Below are 16824 nucleotides of genomic sequence, written 5' to 3' on the forward strand. Positions count from 1 at the left end.
TAAACGGCGGCGCATAAACGGGACGCCGCGTGTCGAAGATATCCGCTACCTCAGCCTCCGCTCCCTCAACCCTGGCCTCCGCCGCATCGACGCCGGCCGCGCGCCAATCGACCCGCATCGCGTTTTTCGTCGCCGGCTTCGGTGGCGCCGCCTGGGCATCCTTGGTGGTCTTCGCCAAGCTTCGCACCGGCATCGGCGATGGCGGCCTTGGGCTGCTGCTGCTCTGCCTCGGCGCGGGGTCGATCCTCGCCATGCCACTGGCTGGCGCCTGGGCCGCGCGCTTTGGCTGCCGACGCGTCATCCTCGTCGGGGGCCTGGTGATCTGCATCACCTTGCCCGTGCTTGCCTCCGTGTCCTCGATCCCAGTGCTGGTCGTGGCGCTGTTCGTGTTCGGCGCCGGCATCGGCACGGTCGATTGCGTCGTCAATCTTCAGGCGATTATCGTGGAGCGCGCCAGTGGCCGCGCCATGATGTCCGGCTTCCACGGCCTGTTCAGCCTGGGCGGCATTATGGGCGCCGCCGGCGTCAGCGGCTTGTTGACGATAGGCGCTTCGCCTTTGGTAGCGGCGCTCAGCGCGGTCGCCGTCACCTTGGTGGCGCTGGCGCTCGCGCGCCCTGGCCTGCTGCCCTTCGGCAGCCAGACCGGCGGACCGGCCTTCGCCATTCCGCACGGTATCGTGCTCTTCATTGGCGTGTTGTGCTTCATCGTCTTTCTGACTGAGGGTTCGGTGCTGGACTGGAGCGCCGTTTTCCTCACCTCGATGCGGGGCGTGAAACCATCCTATGGCGGAATGGGCTATGCCGCCTTTGCCCTGACCATGACGGTGGGCCGACTGACCGGGGATGTGATTACCAGACGGCTTGGCGGCACCCGCGTGATCGCCATCGGCGGGCTTTGCGCCGCGACCGGCCTGGCCGTGGCCACGCTGGTACCCTTTTGGGAGACGGCGATCCTGGGCTACGCCCTTGTCGGCGCCGGATGCTCCAACATCGTACCGGTGTTCTACTCGGCGATCGGGCGCCAGACGGCGATGCCGGAGCATATCGCCGTGCCGGCTGTGACGACGCTCGGCTACGCGGGTATTCTGGCAGGCCCGGCCGCAATCGGATTCATCGCCCATGCGACGAGCCTGTCGGTCGCACTTCTCATCGTCGCCGTTCTGCTTGTGGGCGTCGCCGCAAGCGGCCGTGTTCTTCGAAATTGGACCGCTCGCTGACGTGTAGGGGAGGCATCGCATGAACCAGCCTTTGAGCAGCACCGGACGGCGCTATACGTCCACAGCGCAGGCGCTGCACTGGATCACCGCAGCGCTGATGACCGCGACGCTGTTGATTGCCTGGGTGATGGTGAACATGCCCGACACGGCGCGTTCCGCCCATCTGCTTTTCACGCTGCACAAGTCGATCGGCCTCACGATCCTCGCTATCGTTGCCATCCGGCTGTTCTGGCGTGCCTCGCATCCGGCGCCGCCGTTGCCGGGACACCTCGCGCGATGGGATCGGCTCGCCGCCTCGATGTCGCATTGGATGCTTTATGTCATCCTCCTCGGTATGCCCGTAAGCGGCTATGTGATGGAATCCAGCAACGGCTATCCCATCACCTATTTCGGCGTGTTCACGCTCCCCGGTCTGCCAAAATCGCCAGAGCTATCCAACGCGGCGTTCTGGCTGCATGTCGCGGTTGGGCAGTGGCTGGTCTATGCGCTCATTCTCCTTCATCTCGCCGCGACAGCCTGGCATGTGGCTGTGCGGCGAGACGGTGTGTTGAATCGCATGCTGCCGCCGCAGCGCGACGGAGACTGAGCCCGCTACGAGATCAACCGATCCAGCGTGATCGGAAACTCACGCACGCGCACGCCCGTCGCGTGCCAAACGGCGTTGGCAATCGCCGCTGCCGTTCCCGTGACGCCGATCTCACCTACGCCCTTGATGCCAAGCGCATTGACATGCGCATCGCGCTCCTCGACCAGAATCGCTTCCAGCGACGGCACATCCGCATTCACCGGCACATGATACTCGGCGAGGTTCGGGTTCATGATGCGGCCGGACCGCTGGTCCGTGATGGCATTCTCATGCAAGGCGAAGGAGACTCCCCAGATCATGCCGCCATAATACTGGCTCTCCACCAACCTCGGATTGATGATCGTGCCGGCCGCGAAAGCGCCGACCAGACGCGTGACGCGAATCTGGCCGAGATCGGGATCGACCTTGACCTCGGCGAAGACAGCGCCATGCGCATGCATGGCATAGGCGGCCATGGCGGCCGGGTCTGACGCGCCCGAGCCCTCACCATCGATTTCCGTGAGGCCGGCACGGACCAGGATGTCCGCGTAGCTTTCGCCCCGGCTTTCATCGTCGCGACGGGACAGGCGTCCGCCCCGTGCAATGACGCCGGTATTGCCGGCTCCGTATAGCGGCGACCGCTCATCGCCCATGGCGAGATCTGCCAGTTTGGCGATGACATCGGCGCCGGCGCTGTGGATCGCCATGCCAACGGTCGCCGTATGGGCGGACCCGCCGGCGATGCCGGCATCCGGCAGATCCGAACTGCCAGCCCGGAACTCGACCTGATCGATGTCGAGGCCCAGCCCGTCGGCGGCGATCTGGGCGAAGGCGGTCCAGGCGCCCTGGCCCATGTCATGGGCGCCGCTTTCCATGATGCCGCTGCCGTCACTGCGCAAAACCGCGCGCGCCTGCGCCTGGAACATCAGCGCCGGGAAGGTCGCGGTGCCGACGCCCCATCCGACGAGCAGGCCGGCCTCGTCACGCATCTGCCGGGGCGCCAACGGGCGGGACGCCCAGCCGAAGCGGGCCGCGCCCTGGGCGTAGCATTCCCGCAGCGCCTTGGAAGAGAAGGGCTTGCCGGACATCGGCTCCGTTTCGGCATAGTTCTTCAACCGGAAGTCCAGCGGGTCCATGCCGCAGGCCAGGGCCATTTCGTCCATCGCACTGTCCAGGGCGATGCTCCCCGTGGCCTCACCCGGCGCGCGCATGAACAGCGGTGTGCCGGTGTCGAGCCGGACGGCGTCATAGCGTGTCGCGATGGCCGGGCTCGCATAGAGGGTGTGGGTGACCCCGGCGGCAGGCTCGAAGAAATCATCGAAGGTGCTCGACGCCGTCTTCACGTGATGATCGATCGCGGTCAGGCTGCCGGCGCTGTCGGTGCCGAGGCGAATTGTCTGGCGCGTTGGGGCGCGGTGGCCGACCGGGCCGTACATCTGCTCGCGACGTAGTACGAGCTTGACGGGCCGGCCGACGAGACGCGCGGCCATGATGCCCAGGATCTGCGGGCCGGAGATCATGCCCTTGGAGCCGAAGCCACCGCCGAGGAAGGGGCTGCGGATATGGATGTTCTCGCCGGGGATGCCGAACAGGCCGGCGATGCGACCTTGCGCCATGGCGAGGCCCTGGCTGGGCGTATCGATCGACAGGGTATCGCCGTCCCAGGCCGCGACGATGGCATGCGGCTCCATGGCGTTGTGATATTGCGCCGGCGTCTCATACGTCGCCTCGATCCGCTGCGACGCGGCCGTAAGGCCCGCTTCGACATCACCGTGATGTTCCTCGGGCGGGCTGCCGACGCCCACGGCCGGCGGGGTGATTTGCGTATTGGAATCGAGGCCGACGCGCGCCGGCTCGATATCGTAGCGGGGCGCCAGCAGTCGTGCGCCTTCGGTGGCGGCTTCCAGCGTTTCGGCAATCACCACGGCGATCGCCTGGTTGGCGTAGCGCACACCGTCATTCTGCAGAAGGTCGAGTCGGAACATGAAGGGATGCAGCTTCGCATCTGCATCCATCGCCAGCGGCGGGGCGTTCTCGGGCGTCATGACATCGACGACGCCGGGATGCGCCTTCGCCGCCGTGATATCCAGCCCGACCACTTTGCCACGGGCGATGCTGCTGACGGCCAGCACGGCGTAGAGCATGCCCGGCGGGTGATTATCCGCCGCATACCGCGCCGCGCCGGTCACCTTCAGCACACCCTCCCGCCGGGTCATGGGCTGGCCGATGTTGGAGCCATGGCGCTGATGCGCGGGCGCCTGGGTCAGTGTGATCTCAGGCATGGAGATGGACTCCCGGAATGGAGGCAAAGGGGGAGGCGGGCAGGGCCGAGACGCGATCCGGCGTGCCAGCCGCCGCGAGCGTGCAGGCGCGGATAATGATGCGGCGCGCCAGTTCGATCTTGAAGGCGTTGTCGCCGGATGGTTTCGCATCCGCCAGGGCGATCTCGGCTGCGCGGCGGAAGCTCTCCGGTCCTGACACGGCGCCGGCCAGCGAGTCCTCAGCCGCCCAAGCGCGCCAGGGTTTCATCGCGACACTGCCGAGTGCCAATCGCGCCGCGATGATGCGGTCCCCGTCGAGGTGCAAAGCGGCTGCGGCGGAGACAACCGCGAAGGCGTAGGATGTGCGGTCTCGTACCTTGAGGTAGCGAGTATGTTTGGCGAAGCGCGCAGCTTCCGCCGGCAGCCGCACCGCCACGATCATGTCGCCGGGCGCGAGTACGGTTTCAACGTCGGGTGTGATGCCGGGCAGGCGATGAAAGGCTTCCAGCGGCACCTCACGGTGGCCGGTCTGTCCTTCGATCTCCACGACGGCATCGAGAGCGACCAGAGGCACGCAGAAATCGGACGGATGCGTCGCAATGCAGCTCTCGCTCCATCCCAATACGGCGTGCAAGCGCGTGTCACCGCCGCGCGCCTCGCACCCCGCGCCCGGGTCGCGTTTGTTGCAGGCGCTGGCGACGTCATAGAAATAGGCACACCGGGTTCGTTGCAGCAGGTTGCCGCCGACCGTCGCCGCATTGCGAAGCTGGGCGGAGGCGCCGGACAGCAGCGCTTCCGCAACCGAGGGGAAGCTGCGGGCAAACGCCGCGTCATGGGCAAGATCGGCATTACGCACGAGGGCGCCGATCCGCACGCTGCCATCGCCAAGGGTCTCGATCCGATCGAGACCCGGAAGATGCGTGACATCGACGAGACGATCTGGGCCGATGACGCCGCCCTTCATCAAATCGACCAGATTGGTGCCGGCGGCGAGATAGGCGGCGCCGGGCATCGACGCGGCGGCCACCGCGTCCTGAACCGTCTTTGGCCGGATGTATTCGAAGCTCTTCATGCGACCAGCTTTCGCTCGGCGTTGGCCATATGTGCCTGGGCCTCCAGGATCGCCTCGGTGATGCCGGCATAGGCGCCGCAGCGACACAGATTGCCGCTCATGCCTTCGCGCACCCGCTCGGCATCGTCACCGGCCTGGCCTTCCTCGATCAGACCGATCGCGCTCATGATCTGGCCGGGGGTACAGAAGCCGCACTGAAACCCGTCATGCGCGATGAAGGCGGCTTGCACCGCATGGAGGTCGGGCCCGTTCGCCACACCCTCGATGGTGCGCACATCGGCGCCGTCCAAACTGATGGCGAGCGCGAGACAGGAATTCGTGCGCCGTCCATCGAGAATGACCGTGCAGGCCCCGCATTGGCCGCGATCGCACCCCTTTTTGGTGCCGGTCAGCTCCAGGCGTTCGCGAAGCAGATCGAGGAGGGTGACCCGAGGGTCGTCCAGGGCGAGCATCCGCTCGACGCCATTGATGGTGAGGGTGATCGAGAGGCTCATGCGCGGCTCCAATCAGAGCTATTGAGAGGCATCACTGTTATACGGAGGATGCCTCCGTTTTGCAATCGGGGGCTGCCTGATCCGTTGAAGATTGGAGCGGCGCAAATCGAACGCAAGCCCATTGCCGAAATCCGCGTTACGCCGCAGTTGAGAGAAAACGCCGGATCTGAAAAAGGACACACGTCGATGGCCGCTCATGTCAGTCCCCTCGCCGGGAAGCCGCTGCCCGCGCATCTCCTTGTCAATCTGCCCCGCTTGGTGACGGCCTATTACGCCCATCGGCCGGACCCCGCGATTGCCACGCAGCGCGTGGCCTTCGGCACATCCGGCCATCGCGGGTCCGCCTTCGACCATTCCTTCAACGAGGCGCATATCCTCGCGATCAGCCAGGCGATCTGCAGTTACCGTGCAAGCGAGGGGATCGACGGCCCGCTGTTCATCGGCATCGACACGCATGCTTTGTCCGAGGCGGCACTCGCCTCCGCCATCGAGGTTTTCGCCGCCAATGACGTGGAGGTGATGATCGATGAGACAGGTGGCTATACGCCGACGCCGGTGATTTCCCATGCGATCCTGACGTACAACAAGGGCCGCACGAGCGGTCTGGCGGACGGCGTTGTCATCACACCGTCACACAACCCGCCTGAGGACGGCGGGTTCAAATACAATCCGCCCTCCGGTGGTCCGGCCGATACCAAGGCGACCGGCACGATTGCGCGCCTGGCCAATACGCTGCTCGAAAACGATCTGTCGGGTTTGAAGCGCATTCCCTATGACCGGGCGCTGAAATCGCCTTGCGTTCATCGCTATGACTATGTCGGACCCTATGTCGCCGATCTGGCGAATGTCATCGACATGGAGGCGATCCGATCTTCCGGCGTTAAAATCGGCATCGATCCGCTGGGCGGCGCTAGTGTCGGGTATTGGGGCCCGATCATCGAAACATACGGCATCGCCGCGACGATCACGAATGATGTCGTGGATCCGACGTTTCGCTTCATGCCCGCCGATTGGGACGGCAAGATCCGTATGGATTGCTCATCGCCCTATGCCATGGCGCAGCTGATTGCCATGCGGGACGATTTCGACGTCGCCTTCGCCAATGATACTGATGCGGATCGCCATGGCATCGTCAGTGGTGCGACCGGGCTGATGAAGCCGAACCAGTTCCTCGCTGCCTCGATCGGCTATCTGTTCGGCCATCGCCCCGCTTGGGGCAAGGCGTGCGGCATCGGCAAGACCATCGTCAGCAGCAGTATGATCGATCGCGTGGCACAGAGCATCGACCGGCCGATGGTCGAAGTGCCTGTCGGATTCAAATGGTTCGTCGATGGGCTGTTGGAGGGTTCGCTGGGTTTCGGTGGTGAGGAGAGTGCCGGCGCGTCCTTCTTGCGGCGCGACGGCACGACATGGACGACGGATAAGGACGGCCTCATTCTCGGGTTGCTCGCGGCCGAGATCACCGCTTGCACGCAGAAGACCCCCGCCGCGCTGTATGACGGTTTCACACAGGCGCTCGGTGTTTCCCATTATGAGCGGACGGATGCGCCGGCCAATGCGGAGCAGAAGAAAAAGCTGTCCGCGTTGACGCCGGAGCAGCTGCCGATGACGGAACTGGCGGGGGAGCCGGTTCTGGCCAAGCTCACCACCGCGCCGGGCAATGGCGCTGCCTTCGGCGGTGTGAAAGTCGTGACGGAAAGTGGCTGGTTTGCCGTGCGTCCTTCCGGGACGGAAGACGTGTACAAGATCTATGCTGAAAGTTTTCAGGATGAGGCGCATCTGAAGCGGATTCAGCAGGAAGCGCAGGACGGGATCGGCAAGGCGCTGGGGAGCTTGTAAGCGAGCCTCGTCCTTGTCCACTATCGTCATCCCCGGACTTGATCCGGGGATGACGATGTTCTTGAATCAATACGTCGCGCGGCCGCCCGACACGTCAAACACCGCACCCGTGCTGAACGAACATTCGCTGCTCGCCAGCCAACAAACGAGCGATGACACCTCATCGATGCCGCCGAAACGGCCGATGGGAATCTTCGACAGCATGAAGTCGATATGCTCTTGCGACATCTGGTCGAAAATCGCGGTGCGTACCGCCGCCGGTGTGACGCAGTTCACGCGGATTTCCGTCTTGGCCAATTCCTTGCCGAGCGATTTCGTCAATCCGATCACGCCCGCCTTGGACGTGCTATAGGCGGAAGCGTTGGGATTGCCTTCCTTGCCGGCGACGGAGGCGATGTTGACAATACGACCGTAGCCGTTCGCTACCATGAAGGGCACGGCGAATTTGTTGCAGTAGAAGATACCGTTGAGATTGACGTCGATGACGCGGCGCCAATCCTCGACTGGATAGTCGGCGAGCGGCACATTCGGCCCGGTGATGCCGGCGCTGCAGACGAGAACATCGATCTTGCCAAGCGCCGCCACGGTCGCCTGCACCGCGTCCGCGACCTGATCGGCGTCCGCGATGTCGAGCCTGTGGATATGGGCGGCGCCGATTTCGGATTGCGCTGCGGCAAGGCGGTCGGCGTCACGGTCCCACAGGCTGACTGTGCCACCTTCCCGCGTGATCCGCGCTGCGACATCAAGCCCGATGCCGGCCGCACCCCCCGTCACGATCGCGATCTGGCCTGCGAAGCGGTCCGTGAAGGTGCGTGCGGTCATCTGGGAGTCGTTCCTGAATCGATCTTATGATGCACGGCGCGATTGGTGGAATACGCTGCGCTTTTCCACCCTACATATGCACGAATTGGTAGAGCGGAAAAGCGCAGCCCACTCCGCCAAGCGACGACGCTTTCCGATCTAGAACTGCTCGCCGACCATCTGCTCGCTTTTCGCCCAAAGCGCGCGGGCGCGATCGGGGTCGAGCGCATAGGAGCGGATGCCGACAAGATCGGTGCCTTCGCTCGGTTCCGCCACATGGCAGTCCTCGCAATAGAGGCCACCGACTTCATCGGCTGAGGCGACGATGCCACTCCAGACCGAGGTCGCGGCGCCCTGCGGGATGGTTTTGAAGGCGAAGGGCGGTTTGCCCGCCGCCGCATTGGCCGCGTTGATCCCGTCCAGCATGACCTGGAAATGCGCGGGGTTCATGTGGCGGCCGAGTTCCGTGCGAATGCCGCCGGGATGAACGGCCGTGGCCCGCACGCCGTGCGCCTTGTGCCGGCGATCGAACTCGACCGCGAACAGGATATTGGCGGTCTTCGAGCGGCCATAGGCCCCGAACTCGGTATACTCCGTGTGCTCGAAATTCGGATCCTCAAGATCGACGTCTGAAAAGCGATGGCCGGCGGAGGCCAGGTTGACCAGACGCGCACCGGGCGTCATCAGCGTGGCGATGCGATTGACTAAAACGAAGTGGCCGAGGTGATTGGTCCCGAACTGAGTCTCGAAGCCATCGGCGGTCTGACCCTTCGGGCAGGCCATGACGCCGGCATTGGCAATGATCAGATCGAAGGGCCGCCCATCGGCGACCAAGGCGTCCGCGCAGGCGCGCACACTGGCCAGCGACGCCAGATCAAGCTCCACCAGTTCCAATCCGCCGCCCGGTGCCGCCTGGGCGCGTACCAGCTCGGTCGCGCCCCTGGCCTTGTCCAGGTTCCGCGCGGCGCCCACAACCTGGGCCCCGTGGGCCGCCAGGGTGCGGGCGGTTTCAACGCCGAGCCCGGCCGAAACGCCCGTGACAAGAATGCGCTTGCCGGTCAAATCCACGCCGGCGAGCACCTCGTCCGTCGTCGATGTCGCTCCAAATGCGTCCGCCATGATGGTGTCCTCGCGTCTTACTTATTGAAGATCGGGCCTCTGTCCGGTGCCGAGGGTCGCTTCGTCATTGCAAAGCGCATGGCGCGGCCTGTAAACGGAGGGCGTCTCCGATTTATATACGGAGGTATCCTCCGTTTAACAAGGGGCGAGTGACGGTGAGCGTCGAGTCCAAGGGTCCCGACCCTGTCCGCAAGCCACGCGCGGATGCGCGGCGCAACCGCGAACGGCTGCTCGAAGTCGCGAAACGCGCCTTTGCCGATGTCGGGCCGGATGTCAGCCTCGATGAAATCGCCCGCCGGGCGGACGTGGGAATTGGCACGCTGTATCGGCATTTCCCGACCCGCACCGCGATCGTTGAGGCGGTGTACCGGCGCGAAGTTCAGCAATTGGCGGAAGCCGCCACGCGCCTGGTGGAAACGGTGCCGCCCGGCGACGCCCTTCACGCATGGATGCGGCTGTTCATCGACTATGTCGCGACCAAGAAGGTCATTGTGCCGGCACTCGCCACCATCGTCGGGGGATGGTCCGAACTCTATGCCGCCTCCACGGTCCTGATCACCGGCGCCATGTCGCTCTTGGTGGATCGGGCAGTGGCTGGCGGCGCCATCCGGCCTGTCGATCCCCTCGATCTGCTGCGCGCCGTGGTCGGCTTCACCACCATAGAGACCGGTCAGGATTGGGTGGCCAGCGCGCGACGTTTGATCGATATCCTGATGGACGGGCTGCGGCTGCCGCCTCCGGGCGCTTGAGGAGGGTCATCAGCATGACGCGCATTTCGCTCGACTATCTCGGCGACGGACAGGGGATCGCGGCTCCGGACAGGGTTCTCGGCGTGATCGCCCTGTCCGGTTCATCACCGGCGGACCTGTCCATCGGTCTGCCGGCTGTGGGGCCGGATTCCGGCGGCCTGCGCGAAGTCTGGCGCGCGGATGAAGACGTGACGCGGCGCGGTGCCACGGGCAACCTGCGTTACGCGCGGGCCGGCGCGCTTCTGTTCGGGGTGCTGGAGCAAACCTTGCCGAACGGTGGAACGGCGGAGGCCGCAAAGGCGGCCTATGACGCGATGCTCGACCTGATCGCGGCGGAGGGATGTCCGCATCTGGTGCGCGTCTCCAATTACATCGCCGATATCACCCGGGATGAGAATGGGGAGGAGCGGTATCGCGCCTTCAATGCGGGAAGGCAGGCGGCCTTCGAGTCGCGCAATCGCCGCTCCACCCAGGCGCCGGCGGCCTGCGGATTAGGCTGTGGCGGTGATGCCTTGCGCCTGTTCTTCCTCGCGTCCGAAACGCCCGGACATAACATCGAAAATCCGCGCCAGATCAGCGCCTTCGACTATCCAAAACAGTATGGGGAGACGCCGCCCTTGTTCGCACGGGCGACAGTCGCCGCGGGAATGCTCCTCATCTCCGGCACGTCGAGCATCGTCGGGCATGAGACGGTCCATATCGGCGATGTCGCGGCGCAGGCGGATGAGACGCTGCGCAATCTCGACGCGCTTCTGGCGGAAGCGCGGCGCTTGAACGTGCAGGTCGATCGGCAGGCCCTGCGTCTGAAGGTCTATCTGCGCCATGCGCGTGACCAACCGGCCGTTGCGTCGCGCCTTTACGACGCCGGACTTTCGGCGCCGGTCGCATGGCTTCAGAGTGACGTCTGCCGGCCCGAGCTTGACGTTGAAATGGAAGCGCACGCGCCCTCCTGAGCGGCAACCATGGCCGACGCCTGGGCCACGGCGGCGCGCAGGCTGGCCGCACTCGCAATCCCTTTTCCCGCAATGTCGAAGGCCGTGCCGTGATCGACGCTAGTGCGCACGAAGGGCAGCCCCACGGTGATATTCACGCCGTGATCGAGGCCGAGATACTTGATCGGGATCAATCCCTGATCGTGGTACTGCGCCACCACCACGTCGAACTCTCCCTGGCGGGCGCGCATGAACACGGTATCGCCCGGATAGGGGCCGGTGGCGTCGATCCCCTCCTGCCGGGCCTGTGCGATGGCAGGCGCGATGATGGCGGCATCTTCCGTGCCGAACATGCCATCCTCCCCCGCATGGGGATTGAGGCCCGCAACGGCCACGCGCGGCGCCGCGATACCGAACCGGCGCACGGCGCGGTGCGCGAGGCGAATGGCCCGCAGCTCCGCCTCCGGCGTCACCGCACGCACGGCGTCCGCCAGGGACAGGTGAATGCTGACGAGCAGGACGCGCAGTTCGTCATTCGCCAGCATCATGGCGAAATCCCGCGTGCCCGAGCGTTCGGCCAGGATTTCCGTATGGCCGGGATAGTCGATCCCCGCCAGGTTCATCGCCTTCTTGCTGATCGGCGCGGTCACGATGGCGGCGATCCGCCCCGCCATCACCTCATCGATCGCCCGCACGATCGCGGCGAAGGCGGCGGCGCCCGCGCGCGCGTCAATGCGGCCCAAGGCGAAGTCCGCCGGTAGGTCGCTCGCAGCGATCACCGCAATCCGGCCGGGACCCGGATGGGCGGCGGGCCCATCGATTTGAATGACGGTGAGGGGCGCGCCCACCAGAGTGACCGCGCGGCGCATCATGGTGACGTCGCCGATCACGATGCAGCCGTTACCGGCACCCTCCGCGAAGAGGCGGGCGACAATCTCCGGCCCAATGCCGGCCGGGTCGCCCATGGTGATCGCAATCGGTCGCTGTGCCATGAACATGACTCCCCTGCGGCGGACGATCACGTAGACCGGCCGGGGTCGGATACAAACCCCTGGCGGGCGCGCTTCGGGCAGACGCGGCCGGGACGAGGAGTGATGGACCATGAACGACCCGCCGCCCCAGGTCTCGACACTGGCCGGGATCGCGCAATCGCTCGGCGAGGATGGCTTCGCCCAACTTCGTAGCGCCCTGACGCGGCAAGTGCTGGACGAGGCCGGTCTCACGGCGTGGCCACGCTTCGCGGAGAGCTGGAACGACCTTGGCCTGGACCAGTTCATGGCCGATGGCGGTCGTTATCGGCGGCGGCGCTTCGCGGCTTTTGCGGTGTCCAATCAAGGCATCCGCCGCAAGCCGCACCAGCCGCATTACCAGAGCCGCGACTACAATGCCCTGAACGGCGGCATTGCCCGCTGGTTCGATCCGGTGAGTGAGGGGATCGGCGCGCATCCCACGACCCGTGCCATTCTGCGTCTGTGCGACAGCCTGTTCACGGGCCTGACGCCGGTGGATCTGCGGCCTGAGGCCTGGCATGTCGAGATGCACCAGTTTCGCATCGAAGCGCAGCCGGATCAGGTCGGTCAGCCGACGCCGGAAGGCCTGCATCGGGACGGGGTGGACTGGGTCCTGGTGCTTCTGGTCCGGCGCGAGAATGTCGCGAGCGGGGAGACGACCATCACTGACCTCCGGCGCCAGCCGCTGTCCAGCTTCACGCTGGCCGACCCCTTGGATGCGGCGCTGGTCGATGATAGCCGGGTCTATCACGGCGTCACGGCGATCCATCCGCTGGACCCGTCCCGGCCGTCCTTCCGCGATGTTCTGGTCATCACCTTCCGCCGACAATAGGAGCCGCCATGGCCCGCCTGAGCGTCAATGTGAACAAGATCGCCCTGCTGCGGAACACGCGCCGCACCGGCGTGCCCGACCTTTTGCGGCTCGCCGCGCTGGCCCATGAGGCCGGCGCCCATGGGCTGACGGTACATCCGAGGCCGGATCAGCGCCATATCCGGGGTGAGGATGTGTATCGGATGGCGGAGCTGATGGCGCCTTGGCGGCCGGACTTCGAATTCAACATCGAGGGCTATCCCGATGCGCGGTTCCTGGATCTGATCGCCGAAATTCGGCCCGAGCAATGCACCCTGGTGCCGGATGCGCCGGGGGTACTGACCTCCGACGAGGGTTGGCGCCTGGATGCCGCGCAGCGGCCGATCGTGCGGGACGCGGTGGCTGCGTTGCACGGCAGCGGTTGCCGCGCGATCCTGTTCGTCGATCCCGACCCCGAGGTGGTGTCGCGGGCGCAGGATTCCGGCGCCGATGGCATCGAAATCTACACGGGTGGCTACGCCGCAGCGTGTCGGGAGGGGCGGCCTGAGGAGATGCTGCACCTCTGCGCCGCAACGGCGGCGGAGGCTGCGCGACTTGGGCTCGTCGTGAATGTCGGCCACGACCTTAATCTCGACAATCTGCCGGCACTCGTCTCCGCCATGCCGACGCTGAGTGAAGCGTCCATTGGACATGAATTGACCGCCGACGCCCTGATCATGGGATGGTCGGCGGCCATTGACGCCTATCGCGACGCTCTCGCCCTTACTGGAAGGCGCGGGTCTTTCGGCGCCTCTCACGGCTGAAGAGGATCGGCGCGGGCGGGGAGGCAGGGGCGCTGTCGCCCATCTCCAGCTTCACATATTCCGAGAAAGCCTTTCGGCCTGCCTCGCGCGCAGAGAGGTCTGCCCCCACCCGCAGCGCGGATTGAATAACGCAGAGCAATTCCTTTTTACGCGGGGCCGCCGCTGGTTGGATCAGAGGTTTCATGATCCCGATGGACAGGCTGTCGGTCTTGTCCTTGGAGATTCTCACGGCGATTGACTCCTCGATTCTTGGCCGAGTTCCTCATGAGAAATAGTTCGATCCGGGGATGTTTCCAACGGCGCGCCCTGCGCGATCGGCGTTTTCCCAAGAACGTGAATACCGTTGCGATGACTGCGCGCAGGGACCTCTCACCGTATACGGTACAAGGCCGATCCATCCGCGCCGCGACCGACAAGCGTGACCCAGGGCGGTGGTTGGTCCTGGTCGAGTTGGTCGAACAAAGTCACCGGCGGCAGATCCTGCACGAGGGCCGCGCGCGCCGCGCCGGGACAGGCCAGAATGGCGACAGCGCCGGTGGCGCGCACCGCCCCCGGCTCCACAGGGGATGCGCGGCTTCGCCATGCGGCGCGCAGGCGCATGAAGGCGGCGATATTGGTGTGGTAGAGAGAGCCGACCGTCAGCACGCCGGTGCGGTACAGAAGCTCGGGCGTGTCATCGACATCGGCGAGGACGACGCGGCCGGAGAAGGGAGCGAGCAGAGGGATGTCGGCCTGCACCGAGCAGACCGCATCGTCATCCTCATCGGAACCCGTCGCGGCCCACAGACCGGCGAAGGGTCCAAGCAGGAAGACGGCGAGGACGCCCATGCGAAGCGCCGCTCGGGCGCGTGCCGTGCTGACGCGAAGGCGGGACAGGGCGACAGGCAAGGCACCCGCCGCGAGCACCGCGCCATAGGTATCGAACCGGAAATGCGCGAGGCCGAGTGCGACGACCACAATGGCGCAGGCCACCGCATACCCCCACAAGACGGTGCGATGGCGCATCGCCATTCCAAGGACCACCATGGCGCCGAGAAGGCCGGGCAGCGCGGCGCTGAGCAATTCTGGTACCGTGTCGGGCGGCGCCATCTCCGAAATGATACCAAAAAAGGCGTGGCTCTGTTTGGGCGTCAGCAGCCCGGACGGTCCGAGGAGCAGCACCGGGTTGCCGAGGATCCAGGCCCCCAGCAGCAAGACCGCCAAGCCACCGCCCAGCGCCTTCCGCCCAGTATCCGCGAGAGAGGTTCGGTCCAGCGCCCAGGTCACCCATCCAATCCCACAGCACGCCAGGCCCATCCAGACATAGACGATGGAAACCCGATCGATCTGCGACGCCCAGAGCCCGCCCTGCGGCGGATCGATGGTGACGATGAGGGCGACCAGCAGCACCAGTGCACTGCCCATGGCGCGGAGGCTGCGCGCCGCGAGACGCGCTGACCCCTCCGTCAGCCAGGCAAGTCCCAAGGCACCGAAGGCCATCAAGGTGAAGGGCATCGTTTCCGGGCTGAACCACAGCCCGATCGCGGCCCATACGCCCGCTCGCCATCCGGCCGATGCGCTGCCACGGGTGGCACGAAAGGCCCAGCCGAGCGTCATGATCGAGGTGACAGCGAGCAGGATGTGATGGTGGATCACGCCCGGAAAGCCGTAATCGACGATCGGCGCGTAGCTGACGGCGACGAGCGGCGTCGTCCAACGCCAGGCGCGATCGGTGAGTGGCGCAGTGGCCCAGGCGATAGCCGCGCAGAGCAAGCCGACGCTCAACGGCCCGACCAGAACGCCGGCCCAGCGCAGTGAGGCCTCAGGGGACAGAAACCACCCGATCGGCCAAGCGGCTAGCAAAAGGATCGAATCCAAGAGATGCGACCAGGCCAGAACCGTTCCGGTACCTGACGCATCGCGCGCCACGCCTTGCAGCGTCGCATGCGCCGCGACCATGTCATGCAGGCGCACAAGACGCATGTAGCTGTCCGGATCGAGGAGCGCGCCGTCCAGCACGTCCCGCGATTGGGCAAGGCCGAGAAGGCCCGTGAGCAAGACGCCAAGGAGGAAGCAGAGCAGCATGGAGCACCGACAAAGGTTTGGGCTCTCATGCCCCCGTGCGTCGATCTGATATAGGGACCCCCGCATACGAGAGGCTATGAGGAATGACGGAGATTTCCCTGATCCGCGCGGAGCGTCTGCTGCGGCGGCTCTGCGCGGAAGGGCTTTCGGCATGATGGCTGATGTCGCGGCGGTGCTGGCCGCCTCGCCTTGGGCCGGCAAGCCCGGCTTGACCTGGCAAACGGGCGTCACCGCTGTCGCCTCCCCCATGTATCAGGCGGTGGAATGGTCCAATTGGATCGTGACGGCAGCGGACGAGCCGGCGGCGCTGTTCCTCAAGATCCTCCCGCCCGAAATGGCGGGCCTCATCGACCCCGTGGCAGCCCATGCCGGCGCACGGGCGGCCGAGCAGGCCGGCGTCGGGCCTGCCGTGGCGTTCTTTCTCCCCGAGCAGCAGGCGCTCGCCTTCTCCCATCTGCCGCCGCCGTGGCGGGGCGCGCGCCTTAGTGACTTCGGCAGGCCGGCGGTGCTTCAGGCCGTCATTGCCGCCAAGAAGTCCTTCCGCCAGGGGCCGGTTCTGCCCCAAATTTGGGACGTATTTTCGCGTCTGCGGTTCATGGCCGCGCGGGCGGATGCGACCGATACACTCCTGCCGGGCGATATGGCCGCTTTGCTCGACCACGCCTGGACGATCGAGGCGGCGCTGGTGGCGGCGGGCCGGGACAGCGCGCCGTGCCACAATGACGGCCAATCCTCCAACATCATGCTGGCACCCGATGGTGGCGTCTTGCTGGTGGATTTCGATTGTGCCGGCCAGGGCGATCCCCATTACGATCTCGCCGTACTGTTGAACGAGGTTCAGGATTTCGAGGATAGCTGGCGGCTTGGGATCGAAATGCAGGACGGCCGGTGTGACGAGGTCGTGCTCAATCGTTGTCGCGCCTATGGGGTGGCGGACGATCTTCTCTGGGGCTTATGGGGCCTGCTGCTGTCGCATACATCATGCAGGAAAGATCTGGCGTTTTTGAAATTTGGCGAATGGCGGTTGCTGCGCGCGCGCATGGCCTTGCGGGCGCCTGATTTCGCGGCCCGGCTGCATCGGCTTTAG

Annotated in this window: 16 protein-coding genes; 8 read left to right on the plus strand and 8 right to left on the minus strand. The window is 65.5% G+C overall.

Annotation, left to right across the window (positions count from 1 at the left end; translation table 11 throughout):
• The first annotated feature begins 29 nt into the window (after window positions 1–29).
• Window positions 30–1217 carry an MFS transporter gene (locus QP803_RS00210; protein WP_284945676.1) on the plus strand — a complete coding sequence of 396 codons (1188 nt, stop codon included), beginning with the start codon at window positions 30–32 and terminating at the stop codon, window positions 1215–1217.
• A gap of 19 nt (window positions 1218–1236) precedes the next feature.
• On the plus strand, window positions 1237–1803 hold the full coding sequence (locus tag QP803_RS00215; protein ID WP_284945677.1) for a cytochrome b: 567 nt from the start codon (window positions 1237–1239) through the stop codon (window positions 1801–1803).
• 5 nt (window positions 1804–1808) lie between these two features.
• Here the strand turns inward: QP803_RS00215 and QP803_RS00220 are convergent, their stop codons facing one another.
• From QP803_RS00220 to QP803_RS00230, 3 genes are read right to left on the minus strand one after another with little or no spacing between them, the layout of a single operon-like run.
• Entirely contained in the window at window positions 1809–4064 is a 2256-nt protein-coding gene (locus QP803_RS00220; RefSeq protein WP_284945678.1) for a xanthine dehydrogenase family protein molybdopterin-binding subunit, read from the minus strand.
• Entirely contained in the window at window positions 4057–5115 is a 1059-nt protein-coding gene (locus QP803_RS00225; protein ID WP_284945679.1) for an FAD binding domain-containing protein, read from the minus strand. The genes QP803_RS00220 and QP803_RS00225 overlap by 8 nt, the downstream gene beginning before the upstream one ends.
• Window positions 5112–5609 (minus strand): (2Fe-2S)-binding protein, encoded by a 498-nt coding sequence (locus tag QP803_RS00230; protein ID WP_284945680.1) that lies wholly within the window; start codon window positions 5607–5609, stop codon window positions 5112–5114. Before QP803_RS00230 ends, QP803_RS00225 begins: the two co-directional genes overlap by 4 nt.
• Before the next feature lie 186 nt (window positions 5610–5795).
• Between QP803_RS00230 and pgm the strand changes: the two genes are divergently transcribed.
• Window positions 5796–7448: a phosphoglucomutase (alpha-D-glucose-1,6-bisphosphate-dependent) gene (pgm, locus tag QP803_RS00235; RefSeq protein WP_284945681.1), complete on the plus strand. Its 1653-nt coding sequence runs from the start codon at window positions 5796–5798 to the stop codon at window positions 7446–7448.
• A 66-nt stretch (window positions 7449–7514) separates the two neighbouring features.
• Here the strand turns inward: pgm and QP803_RS00240 are convergent, their stop codons facing one another.
• Both QP803_RS00240 and QP803_RS00245 read right to left on the minus strand, forming a co-directional pair.
• Window positions 7515–8270, minus strand: a complete 756-nt coding sequence (locus QP803_RS00240) for an SDR family NAD(P)-dependent oxidoreductase (RefSeq protein WP_284945682.1) — start codon at window positions 8268–8270, stop codon at window positions 7515–7517.
• A 138-nt stretch (window positions 8271–8408) separates the two neighbouring features.
• Window positions 8409–9368, minus strand: coding sequence for an SDR family NAD(P)-dependent oxidoreductase (locus tag QP803_RS00245; RefSeq protein ID WP_284945683.1), 960 nt, complete (start codon window positions 9366–9368; stop codon window positions 8409–8411).
• Window positions 9369–9523: 155 nt separating this feature from the next.
• On the opposite strand from QP803_RS00245, the gene QP803_RS00250 reads away from it, so the two are divergent.
• Window positions 9524–10117: a TetR/AcrR family transcriptional regulator gene (locus tag QP803_RS00250; RefSeq protein WP_284945684.1), complete on the plus strand. Its 594-nt coding sequence runs from the start codon at window positions 9524–9526 to the stop codon at window positions 10115–10117.
• A 14-nt stretch (window positions 10118–10131) separates the two neighbouring features.
• Window positions 10132–11070, plus strand: a complete 939-nt coding sequence (locus tag QP803_RS00255; protein ID WP_284945685.1) for a chorismate transformation FkbO/Hyg5 family protein — start codon at window positions 10132–10134, stop codon at window positions 11068–11070.
• On the opposite strand, the gene pdxA is transcribed toward QP803_RS00255, so the two are convergent.
• Complete coding sequence (pdxA, locus tag QP803_RS00260; protein WP_284945686.1) at window positions 11010–12041, minus strand: 4-hydroxythreonine-4-phosphate dehydrogenase PdxA; 1032 nt, start codon at window positions 12039–12041, stop codon at window positions 11010–11012. The genes QP803_RS00255 and pdxA overlap by 61 nt on opposite strands.
• A 109-nt stretch (window positions 12042–12150) precedes the next feature.
• Here pdxA and QP803_RS00265 point away from each other — a divergent pair, with 109 nt between their 5' ends.
• Both QP803_RS00265 and QP803_RS00270 read left to right on the plus strand, forming a co-directional pair.
• The gene (locus tag QP803_RS00265; RefSeq protein WP_284945687.1) at window positions 12151–12891 is read left to right on the plus strand and encodes a 2OG-Fe dioxygenase family protein; all 741 of its coding nucleotides are present in this window, start codon (window positions 12151–12153) and stop codon (window positions 12889–12891) included.
• Window positions 12892–12899: 8 nt separating this feature from the next.
• Entirely contained in the window at window positions 12900–13673 is a 774-nt protein-coding gene (locus tag QP803_RS00270) for a pyridoxine 5'-phosphate synthase (RefSeq protein WP_284945688.1), read from the plus strand.
• On the opposite strand, the gene QP803_RS00275 is transcribed toward QP803_RS00270, so the two are convergent.
• Both QP803_RS00275 and QP803_RS00280 read right to left on the minus strand, forming a co-directional pair.
• A complete protein-coding gene (locus QP803_RS00275) occupies window positions 13633–13902 on the minus strand; it encodes a hypothetical protein (RefSeq protein ID WP_284945689.1) in 270 nt (89 codons plus the stop codon). The two genes, QP803_RS00270 and QP803_RS00275, sit on opposite strands and share 41 nt — an antisense overlap.
• 140 nt (window positions 13903–14042) lie before the next feature.
• Window positions 14043–15737: a hypothetical protein gene (locus QP803_RS00280; RefSeq protein ID WP_284945690.1), complete on the minus strand. Its 1695-nt coding sequence runs from the start codon at window positions 15735–15737 to the stop codon at window positions 14043–14045.
• Between the two features lie 151 nt (window positions 15738–15888).
• On the opposite strand from QP803_RS00280, the gene QP803_RS00285 reads away from it, so the two are divergent.
• Window positions 15889–16824, plus strand: a complete 936-nt coding sequence (locus tag QP803_RS00285) for a phosphotransferase (protein WP_284945691.1) — start codon at window positions 15889–15891, stop codon at window positions 16822–16824.

Origin of the sequence: Acidisoma sp. PAMC 29798, from assembly GCF_030252425.1 — a bacterium.
Classification (GTDB): Bacteria; Pseudomonadota; Alphaproteobacteria; order Acetobacterales; family Acetobacteraceae; genus Acidisoma; species Acidisoma cladoniae.

What these genes read in the sequence shown, in the direction of transcription:
- pgm (WP_284945681.1), top strand. Translation starts at nt 5,796, where the DNA reads ATGGCCGCTCATGTCAGTCCCCTCGCCGGGAAGCCGCTGCCCGCGCAT.
- QP803_RS00240 (WP_284945682.1), bottom strand. Translation starts at nt 8,270, where the DNA reads ATGACCGCACGCACCTTCACGGACCGCTTCGCAGGCCAGATCGCGATC.
- QP803_RS00285 (WP_284945691.1), top strand. Translation starts at nt 15,889, where the DNA reads ATGATGGCTGATGTCGCGGCGGTGCTGGCCGCCTCGCCTTGGGCCGGC.
- QP803_RS00225 (WP_284945679.1), bottom strand. Translation starts at nt 5,115, where the DNA reads ATGAAGAGCTTCGAATACATCCGGCCAAAGACGGTTCAGGACGCGGTG.
- pdxA (WP_284945686.1), bottom strand. Translation starts at nt 12,041, where the DNA reads ATGGCACAGCGACCGATTGCGATCACCATGGGCGACCCGGCCGGCATT.
- QP803_RS00265 (WP_284945687.1), top strand. Translation starts at nt 12,151, where the DNA reads ATGAACGACCCGCCGCCCCAGGTCTCGACACTGGCCGGGATCGCGCAA.
- QP803_RS00255 (WP_284945685.1), top strand. Translation starts at nt 10,132, where the DNA reads ATGACGCGCATTTCGCTCGACTATCTCGGCGACGGACAGGGGATCGCG.
- QP803_RS00270 (WP_284945688.1), top strand. Translation starts at nt 12,900, where the DNA reads ATGGCCCGCCTGAGCGTCAATGTGAACAAGATCGCCCTGCTGCGGAAC.
- QP803_RS00220 (WP_284945678.1), bottom strand. Translation starts at nt 4,064, where the DNA reads ATGCCTGAGATCACACTGACCCAGGCGCCCGCGCATCAGCGCCATGGC.
- QP803_RS00280 (WP_284945690.1), bottom strand. Translation starts at nt 15,737, where the DNA reads ATGCTGCTCTGCTTCCTCCTTGGCGTCTTGCTCACGGGCCTTCTCGGC.
- QP803_RS00245 (WP_284945683.1), bottom strand. Translation starts at nt 9,368, where the DNA reads ATGGCGGACGCATTTGGAGCGACATCGACGACGGACGAGGTGCTCGCC.
- QP803_RS00215 (WP_284945677.1), top strand. Translation starts at nt 1,237, where the DNA reads ATGAACCAGCCTTTGAGCAGCACCGGACGGCGCTATACGTCCACAGCG.
- QP803_RS00230 (WP_284945680.1), bottom strand. Translation starts at nt 5,609, where the DNA reads ATGAGCCTCTCGATCACCCTCACCATCAATGGCGTCGAGCGGATGCTC.